Below are 17,360 nucleotides of genomic sequence, written 5' to 3' on the forward strand. Positions count from 1 at the left end.
CGCGCGCGCCGCTGCGCGCCTCGCCGAGCCAGGAGCGCAGCTTCTCGCCGGAGACGCCGGTCAGCGTCAGCGTCGCGCGATCGCCTTGCACCGAGATCTTGCCCTTGTCGCCGAGCCGGTCGGTGGCCGACTTGAGCGCCTCGGCGGCCTGCTGCGGCGACACCGGCGCCACACCGCGCAGCTCGCGCACCTCGCCGGCCAGGCGCTGCATCGACTGCAGCTGGGCGTCGAGCGCATCGAGCGTGGCCGGGGCCTCGCGCAAGACGCGCAACGCCGGCGCGACCGCGATCATCCAGACGATCAGGATGCCGACGCAGATCATCGCGGCGCCGGCGCCCATGCGCTCGCGCGCGGCCAGGCCGCTCCACATCGTGAGGAACTGGGTGCGGATGGCCGCCAGCGGCGCCGGCAGGGCCAGGCGCGAGGGGCGGGAAGGGCGAGCGTTGCGGGCGGTACTCACAGCGGGCGTCCTGGCGTCGTGGCGGGGGCGCGGCTGATGGTGAGCCGGCCATCGACCGACTCGACCTGCCAGCCGGCGGGTGTCAACTGGTTGCGGAACTGGTCGATCTGCGGCGGGCTCCAGCCGGCGGCCGCGAGCGTCAGCTTGCCGGGCTCGTACTTCAGCGTCTCGACCGGCGGGCGATCGGGCGGCCACGCGGCGGCGGCCGCCTGCAGCATCGGCTCGAAATCGGTTTCTCCAGGGCGGCCGGCAGCGGCCCGAAGGGTGTCGGTCTCACGCTGCATCTGGGCCGGCGCATCGAGCACCGCGCGCACCTGCGGGTAGGCGGTCTGCACGACGGTGACCATCGCCTGCCGGCGCGCCGAGATCGCCGAGCTCTGGTGCGCGGCCCACAGGTTCAGGCCGAGCAGCTGCACGACGACCAGCGTGATCAATCCGTAGCGCAGCGGCCGCCACGCGGGCGTCAGGAACTTGCGCCAGCTGTCGCGCATCGCGCGGGTGCCGCGGTTCTTGCGGGCGAGCGAGAACTGGCGCAGATTCCACAGCGAACGCGAGGCCTGCAGCGCGCGCTGGGCCGGCGTCATCACGGTGATCGGGTTGCCGAGCCAGCGCTCGGCGGTGGTCGCGGCGGCCGGGGTGGCGCTCCAGCGCGCGCCCTCGGGCAGCGGTTGCGGCAGCAGCGCGCGTGCGAGCGTGCCCTGCAGGCTGAAGAGCGCGACGCCGTCGTGGTGCGCCCAGCTCAGCGTGACGCCTTCGGAGCCCCGGGCGGCCTGCGGATCGGCGCTGCTCTCGGCGAAGTGGCCGGTCGGCGGATCGTCGGGCCAGGCCACCGGCACCACGCGGTCGACGAAGACCTGCGCCTTCTCGAGGGCGGCCAGCTCGCCGGTGAGCCACAGGCGGTCGACCGCGGCGATCCAGGTCGGCTGGCCGGCGGTGGCCTCGGGCGCCACCGCCAGGTGCACGCCTTCGGCGTCGTCGAGCAGGGCTTCCTCGAGCACGCCGGTGAGGGCGGCGCGCAGCCGCGCGGCGGGTGCCTTCGGCAGCGTGATGCGGTGCCAGCTGACGTCGGTGTCGGCGAGCACCGCGACGACGACGCTCGCCTTCGGCAGCAGCGACGCGGCGCAACGCCCGTGCGTGGCCATCGACAGGCCGTCCGGCGACATCGCGTAGACGTACTCGGTGCCCGTGCCGTCCGCGCCGGCCGGCGCCTGGCTGCTGGCGCGCAACCGGGGACGGGGCGGGATCTGGATGACGAGTGTGCTCATGGGGGGCGCAATGTTGGCTGCGGCATTGTAGGCATTCGGCGCACGCAAACCTTAGGAAATCAACGACTTACGGTGTCTTGTTGTAGTAATTCCTGCGCCAGCGTGGCGGCGCTGGCGGGGCTTGTCAATTGCTGCTGTCGATCGAACTCACGCGTTCTCGCGACAACGGGGTCACGGTGGTGCCGCGGCGCTCGACGACCGAGCGCTGTTCGAGCACCTGGTCGGTCAGCCGCAGCCGGCCGCGCACCTCGAAGTAGCTGGTGTTCACGCCGACCTGCTGCGCGTTCAGCTCGGGGAAGGTGGCGGGGAGCTGCGCCTTGATGTCGGCCGGGGTCTTGAACGGCGTGCGCTGGCGCACCTGCACCAGCCGCTCGGCGCTGCCGAGGTCCAGGCCCGGGATCACCGCGGCCAGCACCTCCTTGCTCGCGGTGTTGGCGTTGATCGGGGTGYGCGTCGGCAGGATCGTCACATAGGGCTCCAGCCGGGCGAGCGCCGCGGCGTCGACGCCCAGCCAGGTCAGCTGGTCGAAGCGCTTCGGCAGCAGCGGTGCGTTGGCGGTGCCTGCGGGGGCGCTGGCGCCGGGCGCCGGCGGCGTTGCCTGGACCAGGCCCTTCGCGAGGTTGTCGGCCACCGTCACCGCGACGTTGGCGCGCTCGCACAGGCGGCGGAACGCCAGCAGGTCGGGCTCGCTGATCTTGCCGCCGTCGACCAGGTTGCTCAGGTTGAAGCGCGCCTGCAGGTCGGTGATGCCGCCGGACAGGAAGGCCTCGGGCGCGTCGTCGGTGTTGTCCTTGTCGGCAGCGAGGAAGGTGGACAGCCGGGCCTCCTCGAGCGGCACCGCCCAGGGTTCGCCGAGGTTGTCGGAGCCGCCGGACTTGGCGTCTTCCTTCAGGATGATGCGCGACCAGTCGAGCGCGCCCGACAGCATCCAGCCGGACTGCGAGCGCGAGCGCTCGGCCGTCTCGACCTGCACCGCGCGCCATTGCTGCCAGACCATCGACACCGCCAGCGTCGCGATCAGCGTGACGATGATCATTGCCATCAGCAGCGCGGCGCCGCGCTGGGCGGCCGGCGGGGAGGTGGCGTGGCGCGTCATTGCGGGCCGATCGTCACGTCGCGCGTGACGTTGCCGGAGAAGCCGCTGCCCTCGCCGAACGTCAGCACAAGCCGCACGCCCTGCGGCAGCGGGGTCGTGACGCCGCTCGGCGGATTCGGCTGGCCGGACCCGGGTCCGGTATTCGGCTGCGTCGGGTCGGCGCTGGATTGCGCATTGGTCCAGGCATTGCCGCGGTAGTAATACACCTGCCAGTCCGACAGGTGGGTCAGCGTGCGCAACTGGCCGACCTCGCTGCCGAGGAACTGCTGGCTCGACATCCAGTTCTGCTGCAGCTCGCTGGCCGTCGTGACGACCGGGCCGGCCCAGCGCAGCCAGGTGCCGCCGCGCAGCGACCACACCACCATCTGCAGCCCGCCGGGCACGCGGCGCGTGACGCGCATCGAGGCGCCGTCGAAGGCCATCGCGCTCGGCAGCACGCCGCTGTCCTGCGCGTTGTCGAGGTCCTGCTCCCACTGCGCGAGCACGCTGCTCACGCGCAGCACCTGCTCCAGCCGCTGCTGGCTCGCGGCGCGCGCGCGCACGATGCCGTCGACGCCCTGCCACGACATCATCGCGACGATCGCCATGATGGTCATCGCGACCAGCACCTCGATGAGGGTGAAGCCGCGGGCAAGGGGGGCGCGCAGGGGTGGCGTGTCCATCAGCGCGGCAGGATGGTCGAGAGCGTCAGCACCGGCTGGTCGTCCTCGTTGAAGATCTGCGCGTCGACGCGCCGGAAGTTCGGGTTCGGCGTCGGCCGCGTGGCCTGCTTGCCCTTGTAGCTGGTGCCGAACTGGTCGCAGCTGAATTCGGCGTCGCCGACGCTCGGGAAGGTGTGGCTGAGCTTCAGGCCGGTGAGCTGGTTCTCGGCGCACCACTGGGCCGCGGTGACCTCGACCAGGCGCTGCGTGTTGTTGGTCAACGCGCCGGCCGCCTTGATGCCGGCGCCCAGCGTGACCGCGATGATGGCGAGCGCCACCAGCACCTCGATCAGCGTGAAGCCGCTCGCTTTGGCGAGATGCGGACGGTGCTTGCTCATGGCTGCGCGACCTGCTCGTTCTCGAGCACCACGAAGGGCCCGAGCCCGTCGGTGCCGAGCGCGACGCTCTGGTCGTCGAGGTGCAGCACGATGCGCTGCGCGCCGATCAACGGCTCGGGGCCGAGCACGATGCCCTTGGAGCCCGCGATGTCGGCGGAGACTTCGGGCGTCAGCCACTTGGTCGGCAGGTCGTTGGTGGTCGGCAGCCCGACGAAGCGGAAGCCTTCGGCCGCATTCGGCTCGGCGGCGCGCGGCAGCCAGGTCACCGGGATGCCCGAGGCGCGCGACGCGGCGCGCGCCGATTCGAGCAGCGCGACCAGCCGGGCGGCTTCGTGGTCGAGCCGCGTGCTGGCCGGGTTGCGGATCGACAGGCTCGCGACGGCCGACGCGATGGCGATCAGCGTGATCACCACCAGCAGCTCGATCAGCGTGAAGCCGCCCGCGTGCGCCCGGCCTGCGGGCGACGCGGCACGGCAACGCTCATTGCCAGGAGCCAACTTCGGCGTCTTTGCCTTCACCGCCCACCTGGCCGTCGGCACCGAGGCTGTAGACATCGATCTCGCCTTTCACGCCCGGGTTGGCGTATTGATACGGCTTGCCCCAGGGGTCGTTGGGCAGCTTGTCGAGGTAGGGCTTCCAGTTCGGCGGGATGGTGCCGGTCGTCGGCTTGACGACCAGGGCCTGCAGGCCCTGCTCGCCGGACGGGAAGCGCTGGTTGTCGAGCTTGTAGAGCTTGAGCGCCTGCATCAGGTTGTTGACGTCGGTGCGGGCGGCGGTGACGCGCGCTTCGGCGGCACGGTCCAGCACGTTCGGGACGATCAGCGCCGCCAGCACGCCGATGATCACCAGCACGACCATCAGTTCGATCAGCGTGAAGCCGCGGTGGCGACGCGGGGCTTGAAGAGAGGCTCGGGTCATAAGAGTGTCAGCAACAATCACGTTACCGTTCGGAGGTGAACGATCAATCATAATCGTCGAATGACTGCGAGATTGTCGGCATTCGTAATCTGGGCCCTGGTGGCCGGATCCATCGTGTTCTGGGGGATGCGCCTGTTCGTGCGGCCGACCCCTGCGCCTTCCAATGCGGTGACGGTGGCGACCTCGGTCGGCCTGCGCGGCGACCTGACGCGGCTGCTCGGTGCCGAGCCGGTCGCGGCCGTGGCCGAGGTCTCGCCGGCCGCCAACCGCTTCAAGCTGATCGGCGTGATGGCGGCGAAGAACAGTCCCGAGGGGTCGGCCCCGGGCGTCGCACTGATCGCGGTTGATGGCAAGCCGGCGCGGGCGTTCCTGGCCGGCGCGCGTGTCGACGAGAACTGGATCCTGCAGACCGTGAGCCTGCGCACCGCGTCGATCGGCCCGCTGCAGGGGACGCCGGCGCTGGTGCTCGAGATTCCGGCGCTGCCGCCGCCGGCGACCGGCAGCCTGCCGCCGGTCGATACCGCGTCGATGCAGTCCTCGCCGCCGCCGATGCAACCCGCACCGCCGCAGATGCAGCCGGCACCGCCGATGCCGGCCGTGCAGGGCGCCATTCCGCCGCCGCCGACGTCGCAATCGAAGGGCGGCAACAACATGGGGCGCCCTCGCGCACCCTATGTGAAACCAGGCGAAACGGCGCGCTGATGACAGCCCCTCGGTCGACGGGTACGTCGACCGATCCCCCGAGGGGATCCGGGCCGGCTTGGGGCGRCCCGGCGCTCGGCCCGGCTTTGCTCAGTCGCGGGTGAAGCGCCCCGGTCCCGAATTGCCCGCCGGACCGAACTCCGCCGGCAGCGACGGCCCCGGATCCTCGCCCTCCGCGACCTCGGTCAACAGCGCCGCGGCGCTGCGCACCAGCGGCCATGCCAGCGTCGCGCCGGTGCCGTCGGTGCTCTCCATGCCCAGCTCCAGCAGCGCGAGCGCGTGGAACAGGCCCAGTGTCTGCGTGAGACCGGGATGGCTGTGGCTGCGGCAGAACACGCAGTAGTCGGTGACGGTCGGCGCGATGCGCGAGGCCACCATCAGCGCAGCGCAGGCCGGCACGCCGTCGGCCATGATCAGGTGGCGCTTGCTCGATGCGACGAGCATCACGCCCACCATCATCGCGATCTCGAAACCACCGTAGGCCGCGAGCACCTCGACCGGGTCGGTGACGTCGCGGTGGCGGCCCTGTGCGCCCTGCAGCACCATCAGCAGCCGGGCTTCGTGGTCGGCGCGCGCGCCGGGGCCGCCGAACACCAGGTCGCGGATCGGCTCGCCGGACAAGCCCGACAGCACCAGCGCCGCGCTCTCGTGCGAACCGACACCGACGCCGGCGCAGGCGATCACGTTGCCGGGCAGCGCATCGGCGATCTCCATGCCGGCGCGGATCGCGGCATGCGCCTGGTCGAGCGTCATCGCGACATTGACCCGCGCGTTGCGCGTGCCGTGGGCGATCTTGCGGGCCATCAGCCGCGGGTGCGGCGCCACCGCCTCGGCGACGCCGCAGTCGACGACGCTCAGCTCCAGCCCCTGGATGCGCGCGAACACCGACACCGGCAGCTGCGAAGCCAGCAGGTTCTGCACCAGCCTGGCCGTCGAGGGCTGGCCGACCGGGCTGATGCCGTCGACCGCCAGGCCGTGGTCGGACGCGAACAGCGCGATCTGCGGCGAGCTGAAGCGCGGCTTCAGCGTGTTCTGGATCAGGCCCAGGCGCACCGCGAGCGGCTCGAGCTCGCCCAGGTTGCCGGTCACCTCGCTGCGGCGCTTCAGCTTCTCGCGCAGGGCCTGCTCGAGAAGGGGGTTGGCCGTGGGAGAGATCAGCGAACGGTTGACGGACATGGGCAGGGTGTTGGATCGTGCCGGAGGGGTCGTCATGGAATTCGCCCCGGCGTCACCGTCACTTCGACTTCGATTTCGACCTCGATTGGCGAGCACGGATTGTGGGGCTGCTTGCGCGGCTGCGGCAATGGTGTGTCATCCCTAAGCTGGGTGGTGTCCGTGCACACGATGGGTGTCAGCGCAGGAACAGCCGGTAGACCGGGTTGTCGGTTTCGTCGACACACGGGTAGGCGAGGCCTTCGAGGAACGCCTTGAAGGCCTTCTTGTCACCGCGCGGCACCTGGATGCCGACCAGGATGCGGCCGTAGTCGGCGCCCTGGTTGCGGTAGTGGAACAGGCTGATGTTCCAGTCCGGGTGCATCGACGACAGGAAGCGCATCAGCGCGCCCGGGCGTTCGGGAAACACGAAGCGGTACAGCCGCTCCTCGCGCGCGAGTTCGCTGCGCCCGCCCACCATGTGGCGCACATGCTGCTTGGCCAGTTCGTCGTCGGTCAGGTCGATGGTGTCGAAGCCGTGCTTGCCGAAGCTGCGCGCGATCTTCGCCGACTCGCCGCGGTTGCTGGTGGCCAGGCCGACGAACACATGCGCCTGGTTCGCATCCGAGATGCGGTAGTTGAACTCGGTGACGCTGCGCGCGCCGATCAGCTCGCACAGGCGGCGGAAGCTGCCGTGCTCCTCGGGGATCGTCACCGCGAACAGCGCCTCGCGCTCCTCGCCGACCTCGGCGCGCTCCGCGACGAAGCGCAGCCGGTCGAAGTTCATGTTCGCGCCGGTGGTGATCGCGACCAGCGTGCGACCCTTCAGCTTGTGCGTCTCGGCGTACTGCTTGATGGCCGCCACGCCGAGCGCGCCGGCCGGCTCGAGGATGCTGCGGGTGTCCTGGAACACGTCCTTGATGGCGGCGCAGGCCGCGTCGGTGTCGACGAGCACGAAGTCGTCGACCAGCTCGCGCGTCAGCCGGAAGGTCTCTTCGCCGACCAGCTTGACGGCCGTGCCGTCCGAGAACAGGCCGACGTCGCTCAGCTGCACGCGCTTGCCGGCCTTGACCGAGCGCACCATCGCGTCGGAGTCGGACGTCTGCACGCCGATCACCTTGATCTCGGGCCGCACCGCCTTGATGTACGCGGCGATGCCGGCGATCAGGCCGCCGCCGCCGATCGCGACGAACACCGCGTCGATCGGACCCTGGTGCTGGCGCAGGATCTCCATCGCGATGGTGCCCTGGCCGGCGATCACGTCGGGGTCGTCGAACGGGTGCACGAAGGTGAGGCCGCGGGCCTTCTCGAGTTCCAGCGCGTGCACGTAGGCGTCGGAGTAGCTGTCACCGTGCAGCACGACCTCGCCGCCGAGGGCGCGCACCGCGTCGATCTTCACGCGCGGCGTCGTCACGGGCATCACGACGACGGCCTGGCAGCCGAGCTTGTGGGCGCCGAGCGCCACGCCCTGCGCATGGTTGCCGGCCGAGGCGCAGATCACGCCGCGCTTCAGCGCCACGCTGTCCAGGTGGGCCATCTTGTTGTAGGCGCCGCGCAGCTTGAAGCTGAATACCGGCTGGCTGTCCTCGCGCTTGAGCAGCACCTGGTTGCCGACGCGCTTCGAGAGGCTGCGTGCGGCCTCGAGCGGCGTCTCGTCGGCCACGTCGTAGACCTTGGCCGTCAGGATCTTCTGCAGGTAATCGGACAGGCCGAGCGGCGAGCCGGCGGCTCTGGCGGGCGCGGGGCGCGATGTTTTCGGACGAGCGGCGCCGGCCATCGGGAGACTCCTCGGAGGGGTTGTTCTGGGGGCGCCGGATGATACGTCGTCAGTGACCACCAACCGCGCAGGCAGAAAAAAGCCCAAGTCATTGCTGACTTGGGCTGAATCCACCAATGGAGGAGGTGGAGGAGACAAACGGTGATGTCCCGGAAGACATCGATTGCGCGAGTGTAGCTGCAGTCATGTTGCGCCGCAATATGGGCGAGGGGCTTCGGCGACGCTGCCGGGCGTGGGGTTGTGACGGGATGCACAATGCCGGTCGCCCGTTGCGGCGGATGTGGCGGTTTTGCGAAGGCCTGGAGTCAGACGATGGAATGCACGATCAACTGGATGCCCGCGACCGGGATGGGCATGGTGGCCGAGACCGGCAGCGGCCATGTGCTGCTGATGGACGGCGCGCCCGACGGCGGCGGCCGCAACCTCGCGCCGCGCCCGATGGAGACGGTGCTCGCCGGCACTGGCGGCTGCACCGCCTACGACGTGGTGCTGATCCTGAAGCGCGGCCGCCACGAGGTGACCGGCTGCCAGGTGAAGATGCAGGCCGAGCGGGCGCCGGCCGACCCGAAGGTCTTCACGAAAATCCACCTGCACTTCACCGTCAGCGGCAAGGGCTTGCCGGCGCAGGCGGTCGAGCGGGCGATCCAGATGTCGCACGACAAGTATTGCTCGGCCACCATCATGCTGGCGAAGACGGCCGAGATCACGACCAGCTTCGAGATCGTCGACGCCTGATCGTCGTCGGAGCCCGTCAGATGCGGTGCGCGGTGGCCGTCATGACGCGGGCCGCCAGGCGCATCGCGGTGCGCACCGGCCACGGCAGCGCGATGCCGCCAGCTGCGCTGGCGTCTTCCGCGTGGCGGGCTTCGTCGTCCTTCATCTGCTGCACGATGGCACGCGACGCGTCGTCGGCGGCGGGCAATTGCTCGTCGTGGCCGGCCAGGTGCGCCTCGACCTGGCGTTCGGTCTCGACGATGAAGCCCAGGCTGATGCGGTCGCCCGCCAGGCCGGCCGCCCAGCCGATGCCGAAGGCGCCGGCGTACCACAGCGGGTTCAGCAGGCTGCGGTGGGTCTGCAATYCGACGAGCCGCTGGTGCGTCCACGACAGGTGGTCGGCCTCCTCGCGCGCCGCCGATTCGCAGTGCGCGCGCAACGCCGGATCGCGCGCCGTCAGCGCCTGCGCCTGGTAGAGCGCCTGGGCGCAGACCTCGCCGACGTGGTTGACGCGCATCAAGGCGCCGGACAGCTGCTGTTCGGCACGCGTGAGGGCCGGCAGCGTGCGGGCCGGCGTGGGCTTGGAGGCGGCGCCGGGTGTCGGCGCGGCGAGGGTCCTGAGGGCGCTGTCGGCTGCGCCCAGCCAGTGATCGAGACGCGAGAGCGAGCGGCCGGGAGGTGCGATGGAAGGCATGTGCGCAGGATACCGAACAGGCGTCCGCGCCGGCATGCGCCAGCGCAGCAAGCACGCTTTCGTGTCGATTCCGTGCACGTTGTGCTCAGACAACACAAGCCCCCAATGCAGCGCCACGAGCCTTTGCTTACATGCCGCGCTCTGGTGCAATACGCCAACTTCCACTGAGGAGGTTGGCTCGGTCTGTCCCCGGCGGGGATTCTGGTGACCGGGACCTCTTGTTCAACTTAGGAGATCGTCGCAATGAAAAAATCTCTACTCGTTCTCGCAGCTCTGGGCGCGTTTGCCGGTGCAGCTTCGGCGCAATCGTCGGTCACGCTGTTCGGCATCGTCGACGTCAACGCCCGCTACACCAAGAACGGTGACCTGAAGGTCAAGTCGCTGAGCACCRACGGCCTCAACAGCAGCCGTCTGGGCTTCCGCGGTGTCGAAGACCTGGGTGGCGGCCTGAAGGCTGGCTTCTGGCTGGAAACGAGCTTCGCTGCCGACTCGGGCAACGGCGGCACCACCAGCAACGGCACGAACCGTTTCTGGCACCGTCGTTCGACCGTCAGCCTGCTCGGCAACTTCGGTGAAATCCGTGCCGGCCGCGAACTGACCGCGACCTACACGGGCTTTGCCGACTACGACGTGATGGGCACGAACGGTGTTGGTGACGTCGGTCACTTCAACGCTCCCTCGACCGTCGGTGCAACCCTGGTTGACACGGCCACCCGTGCCGACAACATGGTCAGCTACTACACCCCGGCTCTGGGCGGTCTGTATGCCCGCGCTTCGGTGGCTGCCGGTGAAGGCACCCCGGGCAAGAAGCACATCGCCGGTCGTATCGGCTACGCTGCTGGTCCCCTGGACGTGTCGGGCTCGTATGGCACGACCGATGCCAACGCCGCTGAAGACAAGTACAAGAAGGGCAACTTCGGCGCTTCGTACGACTTCGGCGTCGTCAAGGTGATGGGCTTCGTGTCGCAAGCCAAGTTCCTGGATGCCAAGCAGAACGTGATTCAAGGCGGTGTGTCGGTGCCGTTCGGCCCGACCACGCTGCGCGCGAACTACGTGCGTGTGGATGCCAAGGGCAAGATCGGCGCGACGAGCATCGATGCTGACGATGCGAACCAGTTCTCGCTGGGCGCGACCTACGACCTGTCCAAGCGCACCGCGCTGTACTCGTCGTACGCCCAGATCAAGAACAAGGGTGCTGCGAAGTTCGCCGTGGCCGGTGGTTCGGCCACCAGCCTCCCGAACATCGCTGCTGGCCAGAAGTCGCAAGGCTTCGAAGCTGGTATCCGCCACTCGTTCTGATCGCTGCGGCACGGCTTGCCGTGCCTCTCTGATCCAGTTCGTTCAAAGGCCGCCTTCGGGCGGCCTTTTTCATGGGCATGTCACCTGAGTGACACGAATTGACACAACAAGAACGAACCAGGCTTCGTCGCAATCAAGGTTTACGCCAGTGAACGCGTAGCAACAGGAAAGCGCACGACCGTGCTGCTTCAATGACAATTCCTGCAACAAGAAGTTCGCTACCGACAACAGGAGACAACTGTGAGAAAGACGATCTTGGTGACTGCGGCGCTCGCTGCAATGGGTTCTTCGGCATTCGCGCAGTCGAGTGTCACGATCTACGGCATCGTCGACGTGGCGGTGCGGCACACGTCGAACGAACAGAATGCCGGGCAGGCCGAAGCCGGCATGTGGCGCGAAATCGGCGGCGGCATGTCGCAAAGCCGACTCGGCATCAACACCGTCGAAGACCTCGGTGGCGGCATGAAGGCGCTGGTCAACCTGGAGCACCGCCTGTTGCCCGACAACGGCACGCAGGCGGCCACACAGTTCTGGCAGCAGTCCTGGGTCGGCTTGCAGACCGGCTTCGGTCGCGTGACCCTCGGCCGCCAGTACAACGTGCTGTTCGACGTCGTCACCAGCACCTACGCGTCCTACCCCTATTCGCCGTACTTCGAGGCCTACAAGCCGGAGATCGGTTTCGCGGTGGGCGCGCGCGCTGACAACATGGTCAAGTACCTGATCGAAGTCGGCCCGGTGCGCGCTGCGCTGCAGGTGTCGGCCGGAGAAGGTTCGGCCACCGGTGGGAAAACCGTGGGCGGCTACCTGCGCTATTCGGACAGCGGCATCGGTGCCGGCGTGGGCTACGAAGAATACGAGTTCGCCTCGGAGAAGAAGTTGAAGGCCACGACCTTCGGTGCGTCGTACAAGACCGGCCCCTGGTACTTCAATGTCGGCTGGGGTGAGAACAAGGTCGACTCCGGTCTAACGGCCACCGACAGGGCGACGCTCGGCGCCTTCTGGACCGGCTCCGCCAACGGCGGCTTTGGCGGCGCGGCCTTCCTGGCCGCCGACAAGCGCCAGATCTGGAGCGTCGGCACCAACTTCCAGGCCACGACCGAACTGAACCTTGGCATCCACTATTTCCATGCGAAGCAAAGCGGGCCGCTTGCATCGGCCGATGCCACCGCGAAATTCCTGACCGCCGCTGCCGACTATGCGCTGTCGAAGCGCACCGACGCCTACCTCGAAGCCGACACCACCAAGCTGACTGGCAATGTCAGCCTCAACGGTGCCGGCGGTGCAGCCAACGGCGCCCAGAAGCGCAATGGCTTCACGATCGGGCTGCGCCACCGCTTCTGATCGACGACGCCTTCTCCAGCCAGGGCCGCCACCGAGCGGCCCTTTTTCATGCATGCGCACCCCCGGGCCCCTCGTTTGCCCGAGGCGGTTCGGAAGTTGCTTCGGAAGTAAAGTCACGCGGGACCTTTCGGGACCTCTTTCACCCACGCATGCTCGCTTTCATCATTCGCCGGTTCCTGCAGGCCATCGTCGTGATGCTGTCGGTGGCCTTCATCTCCTTCATGCTGTTCCAGTACGTCGGCGACCCGGTCACCAACCTGCTCGGCCAGGAGGCCACGCCCGCCCAGCGTGCACAGCTGCGCGCCGATCTGGGGCTCGACAAGCCGTTTCCGATCCAGTTCGCACGCTTCGTCGGCAATGCGGTGCAGGGCGAGTTCGGCCTCAGCCTGCGCCAGGGCCGCAAGGTCTCGTCGCTGATCGTCGAACGCCTGCCGGCGACGCTCGAGCTGTCGCTGGTGGCAGCCGTCATTGCGCTCGCGGTCGGCATTCCGTTCGGCGTCTATGCCGCGCTGCGCCGTGGCAGCGCGCTGTCGCAGGGCCTGATGACGCTCTCGCTGCTCGGCGTCTCGCTGCCCACGTTCCTGATCGGCATCCTGCTGATCTACGTCTTCGCCGTCACGCTGAAGTGGCTGCCGAGCTTTTCACGCGGCGAGGTGGTCGCCTTCGGTTCGTGGACCTCGGGTTTCTTCACGGTCGACGGCTGGCGCCACCTGATCCTGCCGTCGATCACGCTCGCGGCCTTCCAGTTGACGCTGATCATGCGGCTCGTGCGCTCGGAGATGCTCGAGGTGCTGCGGGCCGACTACATCCGGTTCGCGCGTGCACGCGGCCTGCCGAACCGGGTCGTCTATTTCTCGCATGCGCTGCGCAACACGCTGGTGCCGGTGATCACGATCACCGGGCTGCAGCTGGGCGCGTTGATCGCGTTCGCCATCATCACCGAGCAGGTGTTCCAGTGGCCCGGCATGGGGCTGCTGTTCATCCAGGCCGTCACGTTCGCCGACATCCCGGTGATGGCCGCCTACCTCTGCCTGATCGCGTTGATCTTCGTCGTGATCAACCTGGTCGTCGATCTTCTCTACTTTGCCGTCGACCCGCGCCTGCGCGTCGAGCGCACGGCAGGAGCCCACTGATGATGCGCGAATCTGCCCCCCTGGCCGCGTCGGGTGCCTACCAGCGGCTGGCCGGCTGGCAGCCCGAGTTGATGGCGTTCCGCCGCGACCTGCATGCCCACCCGGAGCTGGGTTTCGAGGAGGTGCGCACCGCCTCCAAGGTGGTCGAGGCGTTGCGCGTGTGCGGCGTCGACGAGGTCCACACCGGCATCGGCAAGACCGGCGTGGTCGGCGTGATCCGCGGCAGCCGCCCGGCTGGTGCGCATGGCGCGAAAGCCATCGGCCTGCGTGCCGACATGGACGCCCTGCCGATGCGCGAAGAGAACGACTTCCCGTGGCGATCTGCCACCCAGGGCCTGATGCACGGCTGCGGCCACGACGGCCACACCGCGATGCTGGTGGGCACGGCGCGCTACCTGGCCCAGACCCGGCAGTTCGCCGGCGACGCGGTGCTGATCTTCCAGCCGGGCGAAGAAGGCTTCGCCGGCGCGAAGGCGATGATCGACGACGGCCTGTTCGACCGCTTCCCGGTCGATTCGGTCTACGCGATGCACAACTGGCCGAGCATGCAGCCCGGCACGATCGGCCTGAACATGGGCGCGATGATGGCGGCCGCCGACCGCATCGAGATCACCGTCAACGGCCGCGGCGGCCACGGTGCGCACCCGTACATGGCGATCGATCCGGTGCTGGTTGCCGCGCACATCATCACCGCGGCGCAAAGCCTGGTGTCGCGCAACGTCAATCCGCTCGACAGCGCCGTCGTGAGCCTGTGCGCGATGCAGGCCGGCGACCTGGGCGCGTTCAGCGTGATCCCCCGCCAGGCGAAGCTGATGGGCACCGTGCGCACGTTCAAGCGCGAAGTGCAGGACCTGATCGAGGAGCGCCTGGGCCGCCTCGCCGAATCGGTCGCGCTCGGTTTCGGCGCGACCGCGAGCCTCGACTACCAGCGCGTCTACCCGGCGACGATCAACACGCCGCGCGAGGCCGCTTTCGCGGCCGATGTCGCAGCGAGCCTGGTCGGCGAGGACAAGGTGGTGCGCGAGCTCGTGCCGAGCATGGGCGCCGAGGATTTCTCGTTCATGCTGCAGGCCCGCCCCGGCGCCTACCTGCGCATCGGGCAGGGCGGCGAGGGCGGCTGCTTCCTGCACAGCACGCGCTACGACTTCAACGACGAGATCCTTCCGCTCGGCAGCGCCCTGCTCGCGACCCTGGTCGAGCGCGCGATGCCGCTGTAGCCGCCTCCACCTGCCGCGGCCGCGCTGCCGGCCGCCGCGCCACCCCGACGTTCGTTCATCCCCCAAGGAGTCCACGATGAAGCTGAAACCCACCCTGCTCGCGGCTGCGCTGTTCCTGTCGTGCGGCATGGCCGGTGCCGTGACCCTGCGCGTCGCCAACCAGGGCGATGCGCAGTCGATGGACCCGCATTCGCTGAACGAGACGCTGCAGCTCACCTTCACCGGCAACGTCTACGAGCCGCTGATCGGCCGCGACAAGAAGCTCGCGCTCGCGCCGATCCTCGCCACCGAGTGGAAGCAGACCTCGCCGACGGTGTGGCGCTTCGAGCTGCGCAAGGGCGTGACCTTCCACGATGGCACGCCGTTCAGTGCCGACGACGTGGTGTTCTCGCTGAAGCGCGCGGCCGGCGAGGGCTCCGACATGCAGAGCTACACCTCGCCCTTCAAGGAGGTGCGCAAGGTCGGCCCGCTGACGGTGGAGATCGAGACGCTCGCGCCGTTCCCGATCCTGCCGGACGTGCTGACCAACGTCTTCATGATGAGCAGGAAGTGGTGCGAGGACAACAAGGCCGTGATCCCGGTCGATCGCCGCAAGGGCATCGAGAACACCGCGAGCTTCAAGGCCAACGGCACCGGCCCGTTCCGGCTGAAGGAGCGCCAGCCGTCGGCGCGCACCGTGCTGGTCCGCAACGGCACCTGGTGGGGCAAGGTCGAAGGCAATGTCGACGAGGTGATCTTCACGCCGATCGGCAGCGCTCCCACGCGCGTCGCGGCGCTGCTGTCCGGCGAAGTCGACGTGATCGAGCCGGTGCCGCTGCAGGACATCGATCGCATCAAGTCGTCGCCGAACCTGAAGGTGTCGCAGGGCCCCGAACTGCGCACGATCTTCCTCGGCATGGACCAGAAGCGCGACGAGTTGCAGTTCTCGAGCGTCAAGGGCAGGAACCCGTTCAAGGACAAGCGCGTGCGCCAGGCCTTCTACCAGGCGATCGACATCGAGACGATCAGGAACCGCGTGATGCGCGGTGCATCGCTGCCGTCGGCGCTGATGGTGGGGCCGGGCATCCGCGGCTTCACGCCGGAGCAGAACAAGCGCCTGCCGTATGACGTCGACGCGGCGAAGAAGCTGCTGGCCGAGGCCGGCTACCCGGCCGGCTTCGAGGTCGGCCTGAACTGCCCGAACGACCGCTACGTCAACGACGCCGACATCTGCCAGGCGGTGGCCGCCAACCTCGCACGCATCGGCGTGAAGGTGAACCTGCAGACCGAGACCAAGAACACCTATTTCCCGAAGATCCTGCGCCGCGACACCAGCTTCTACCTGCTGGGCTGGACGCCGAGCACCTACGACGCCCACAACGCGCTGACCTCGCTGATGGCCACGCCGACCGACAAGGGCCAGGGCCAGTTCAACCTCGGCTCGTACAGCAACCCGAAGGTCGACGAGCTGACGCTGAAGATCCAGAGCGAGACCGACCAGGCGAAGCGCAACGCGATGATCAAGGAGGCGTTCGAGCTGCATGCCAACGACGTCGGCCACATCCCGTTGCACCAGCAGGCGCTCGCCTCGGCGATGAAGAAGAACGTCGACATCGTCCAGCTGCCCGACAACTTCATGCCCTACAAGTGGGTGGTCGTGAAATGAAGTCGGCGCTGCGGAGGTTCTTCGACGGCGACCTCTGGTACAGCTTCCGCCGCTCGCCGACCGCGATGGTGGCCGCGGTCGTCGCCTTCACCTGCATCTTCTGCGCGCTGTTCGCCGAACTGGTCGCGCCGCACAACCCGATGGACCTTGCCACGCTGGAGCTTGCCGACTCGCGGCTGCCGCCGGCCTGGCTGCCCGAAGGCAGCTCGAAATACCTGCTCGGCACCGACGACCAGGGCCGCGACATCCTGTCGGCGCTGATGTACGGCTCGCGCATCTCGCTGCTGGTGGGCGTCGCCTCGGTGCTGGTGTCGCTCGCGGTCGGCGTGTCGCTCGGGCTGCTGGCCGGCTTCGTCGGCGGCAAGACCGATGCCTTCATCATGCGGCTGTGCGACGTGATGCTGTCGTTCCCGTCGATCCTGGTCGCGCTGCTGATCGACGGCATCGGACGGGCGGTGTTCCCGAATGCGCACGAAGGCCTCGCGTTCGCGGTGCTGATCGTCGCGATCTCGCTGACCGGCTGGGTGCAGTACGCGCGCACGGTGCGCGGCTCGACGCTGGTCGAGCGCAACAAGGAGTACGTGCAGGCGGCGCGCGTGATCGGCGTGCCGACGCTGCGCATCATGCGGCGCCACGTGCTGCCCAATGTCACCGGGCCGGTGATGGTGCTGGCGACGATCCAGGTGGCGTCGGCGATCCTGATCGAGGCCACGTTGTCTTTCCTCGGCGTCGGCGTGCCCCCGACCTCGCCGTCGCTCGGCACGCTGATCCGTGTCGGCAACGACCTGCTGTTCTCCGGCGAGTGGTGGATCACGCTCTACCCCGGCGCGATGCTGGTGATGATCGCGCTGAGCGTGAACCTGCTCGGCGACTGGCTGCGCGATGCGTTGAACCCGAAATTGCGCTGA

At 68.6% G+C, this 17,360-nt stretch carries 18 protein-coding genes; 8 read left to right on the forward strand and 10 right to left on the reverse strand.

Translation table 11 applies throughout. The annotated features are described in order from the left end of the window. The 7 genes from AC1D1T_RS04535 to gspG all read right to left on the reverse strand — a co-directional run. Positions 1-460: type II secretion system protein M (locus AC1D1T_RS04535; protein ID WP_477991494.1), on the reverse strand; the 460-nt coding region annotated here is incomplete at its 3' end. Further along, positions 457-1,725, reverse strand: coding sequence for a type II secretion system protein GspL (gspL, locus tag AC1D1T_RS04540; protein WP_047500224.1), 1,269 nt, complete (start codon positions 1,723-1,725; stop codon positions 457-459). The genes AC1D1T_RS04535 and gspL, both read right to left, overlap by 4 nt. Before the next feature lie 124 nt (positions 1,726-1,849). After that, positions 1,850-2,821, reverse strand: coding sequence for a type II secretion system minor pseudopilin GspK (gene gspK / locus AC1D1T_RS04545; RefSeq protein ID WP_477991496.1), 972 nt, complete (start codon positions 2,819-2,821; stop codon positions 1,850-1,852). Next, positions 2,818-3,483: a prepilin-type N-terminal cleavage/methylation domain-containing protein gene (locus AC1D1T_RS04550; protein WP_477828976.1), complete on the reverse strand. Its 666-nt coding sequence runs from the start codon at positions 3,481-3,483 to the stop codon at positions 2,818-2,820. Before AC1D1T_RS04550 ends, gspK begins: the two co-directional genes overlap by 4 nt. Next, positions 3,483-3,860, reverse strand: coding sequence for a type II secretion system minor pseudopilin GspI (gene gspI / locus AC1D1T_RS04555; RefSeq protein WP_477844420.1), 378 nt, complete (start codon positions 3,858-3,860; stop codon positions 3,483-3,485). The genes AC1D1T_RS04550 and gspI overlap by 1 nt, the downstream gene beginning before the upstream one ends. After that, a complete protein-coding gene (locus AC1D1T_RS04560; protein WP_465110943.1) occupies positions 3,857-4,357 on the reverse strand; it encodes a prepilin-type N-terminal cleavage/methylation domain-containing protein in 501 nt (166 codons plus the stop codon). The genes gspI and AC1D1T_RS04560 overlap by 4 nt, the downstream gene beginning before the upstream one ends. Continuing rightward, positions 4,341-4,778, reverse strand: coding sequence for a type II secretion system major pseudopilin GspG (gene gspG / locus AC1D1T_RS04565; RefSeq protein ID WP_047500232.1), 438 nt, complete (start codon positions 4,776-4,778; stop codon positions 4,341-4,343). Before gspG ends, AC1D1T_RS04560 begins: the two co-directional genes overlap by 17 nt. Before the next feature lie 60 nt (positions 4,779-4,838). Here gspG and AC1D1T_RS04570 point away from each other — a divergent pair, with 60 nt between their 5' ends. Continuing rightward, a complete protein-coding gene (locus AC1D1T_RS04570) occupies positions 4,839-5,480 on the forward strand; it encodes a hypothetical protein (protein WP_477828714.1) in 642 nt (213 codons plus the stop codon). Positions 5,481-5,570: 90 nt separating this feature from the next. Here AC1D1T_RS04570 and AC1D1T_RS04575 read toward each other — a convergent pair whose 3' ends face one another. Together AC1D1T_RS04575 and ilvA are read right to left on the reverse strand one after the other, a co-directional pair. Then, the gene (locus AC1D1T_RS04575; RefSeq protein ID WP_052211219.1) at positions 5,571-6,656 is read right to left on the reverse strand and encodes a nicotinate-nucleotide--dimethylbenzimidazole phosphoribosyltransferase; all 1,086 of its coding nucleotides are present in this window, start codon (positions 6,654-6,656) and stop codon (positions 5,571-5,573) included. Positions 6,657-6,831: 175 nt separating this feature from the next. Continuing rightward, complete coding sequence (ilvA, locus tag AC1D1T_RS04580; protein ID WP_465110946.1) at positions 6,832-8,409, reverse strand: threonine ammonia-lyase, biosynthetic; 1,578 nt, start codon at positions 8,407-8,409, stop codon at positions 6,832-6,834. 312 nt (positions 8,410-8,721) lie between these two features. Between ilvA and AC1D1T_RS04585 the strand changes: the two genes are divergently transcribed. After that, complete coding sequence (locus AC1D1T_RS04585; RefSeq protein WP_047500236.1) at positions 8,722-9,144, forward strand: OsmC family protein; 423 nt, start codon at positions 8,722-8,724, stop codon at positions 9,142-9,144. Between the two features lie 16 nt (positions 9,145-9,160). Here the strand turns inward: AC1D1T_RS04585 and coq7 are convergent, their stop codons facing one another. Beyond that, complete coding sequence (coq7, locus tag AC1D1T_RS04590) at positions 9,161-9,817, reverse strand: 2-polyprenyl-3-methyl-6-methoxy-1,4-benzoquinone monooxygenase (RefSeq protein ID WP_477991498.1); 657 nt, start codon at positions 9,815-9,817, stop codon at positions 9,161-9,163. Positions 9,818-10,060: 243 nt separating this feature from the next. Between coq7 and AC1D1T_RS04595 the strand changes: the two genes are divergently transcribed. From AC1D1T_RS04595 to AC1D1T_RS04620, 6 genes are all read left to right on the forward strand, one after another. Next, complete coding sequence (locus AC1D1T_RS04595; RefSeq protein WP_477991500.1) at positions 10,061-11,116, forward strand: porin; 1,056 nt, start codon at positions 10,061-10,063, stop codon at positions 11,114-11,116. 201 nt (positions 11,117-11,317) lie between these two features. Continuing rightward, the gene (locus AC1D1T_RS04600; protein WP_477828823.1) at positions 11,318-12,457 is read left to right on the forward strand and encodes a porin; all 1,140 of its coding nucleotides are present in this window, start codon (positions 11,318-11,320) and stop codon (positions 12,455-12,457) included. A 149-nt stretch (positions 12,458-12,606) separates the two neighbouring features. After that, positions 12,607-13,590, forward strand: coding sequence for an ABC transporter permease (locus AC1D1T_RS04605; protein ID WP_047500244.1), 984 nt, complete (start codon positions 12,607-12,609; stop codon positions 13,588-13,590). Between the two features lie 2 nt (positions 13,591-13,592). Continuing rightward, positions 13,593-14,807 carry a M20 aminoacylase family protein gene (locus AC1D1T_RS04610; protein WP_047501025.1) on the forward strand — a complete coding sequence of 405 codons (1,215 nt, stop codon included), beginning with the start codon at positions 13,593-13,595 and terminating at the stop codon, positions 14,805-14,807. Positions 14,808-14,883: 76 nt separating this feature from the next. Then, positions 14,884-16,452: an ABC transporter substrate-binding protein gene (locus AC1D1T_RS04615; protein ID WP_047500246.1), complete on the forward strand. Its 1,569-nt coding sequence runs from the start codon at positions 14,884-14,886 to the stop codon at positions 16,450-16,452. Then, positions 16,449-17,360, forward strand: a complete 912-nt coding sequence (locus tag AC1D1T_RS04620; RefSeq protein WP_047500250.1) for an ABC transporter permease — start codon at positions 16,449-16,451, stop codon at positions 17,358-17,360. The genes AC1D1T_RS04615 and AC1D1T_RS04620 overlap by 4 nt, the downstream gene beginning before the upstream one ends.

The sequence above is a fragment of the Rhizobacter sp. P2_H3 genome (assembly GCF_056403355.1).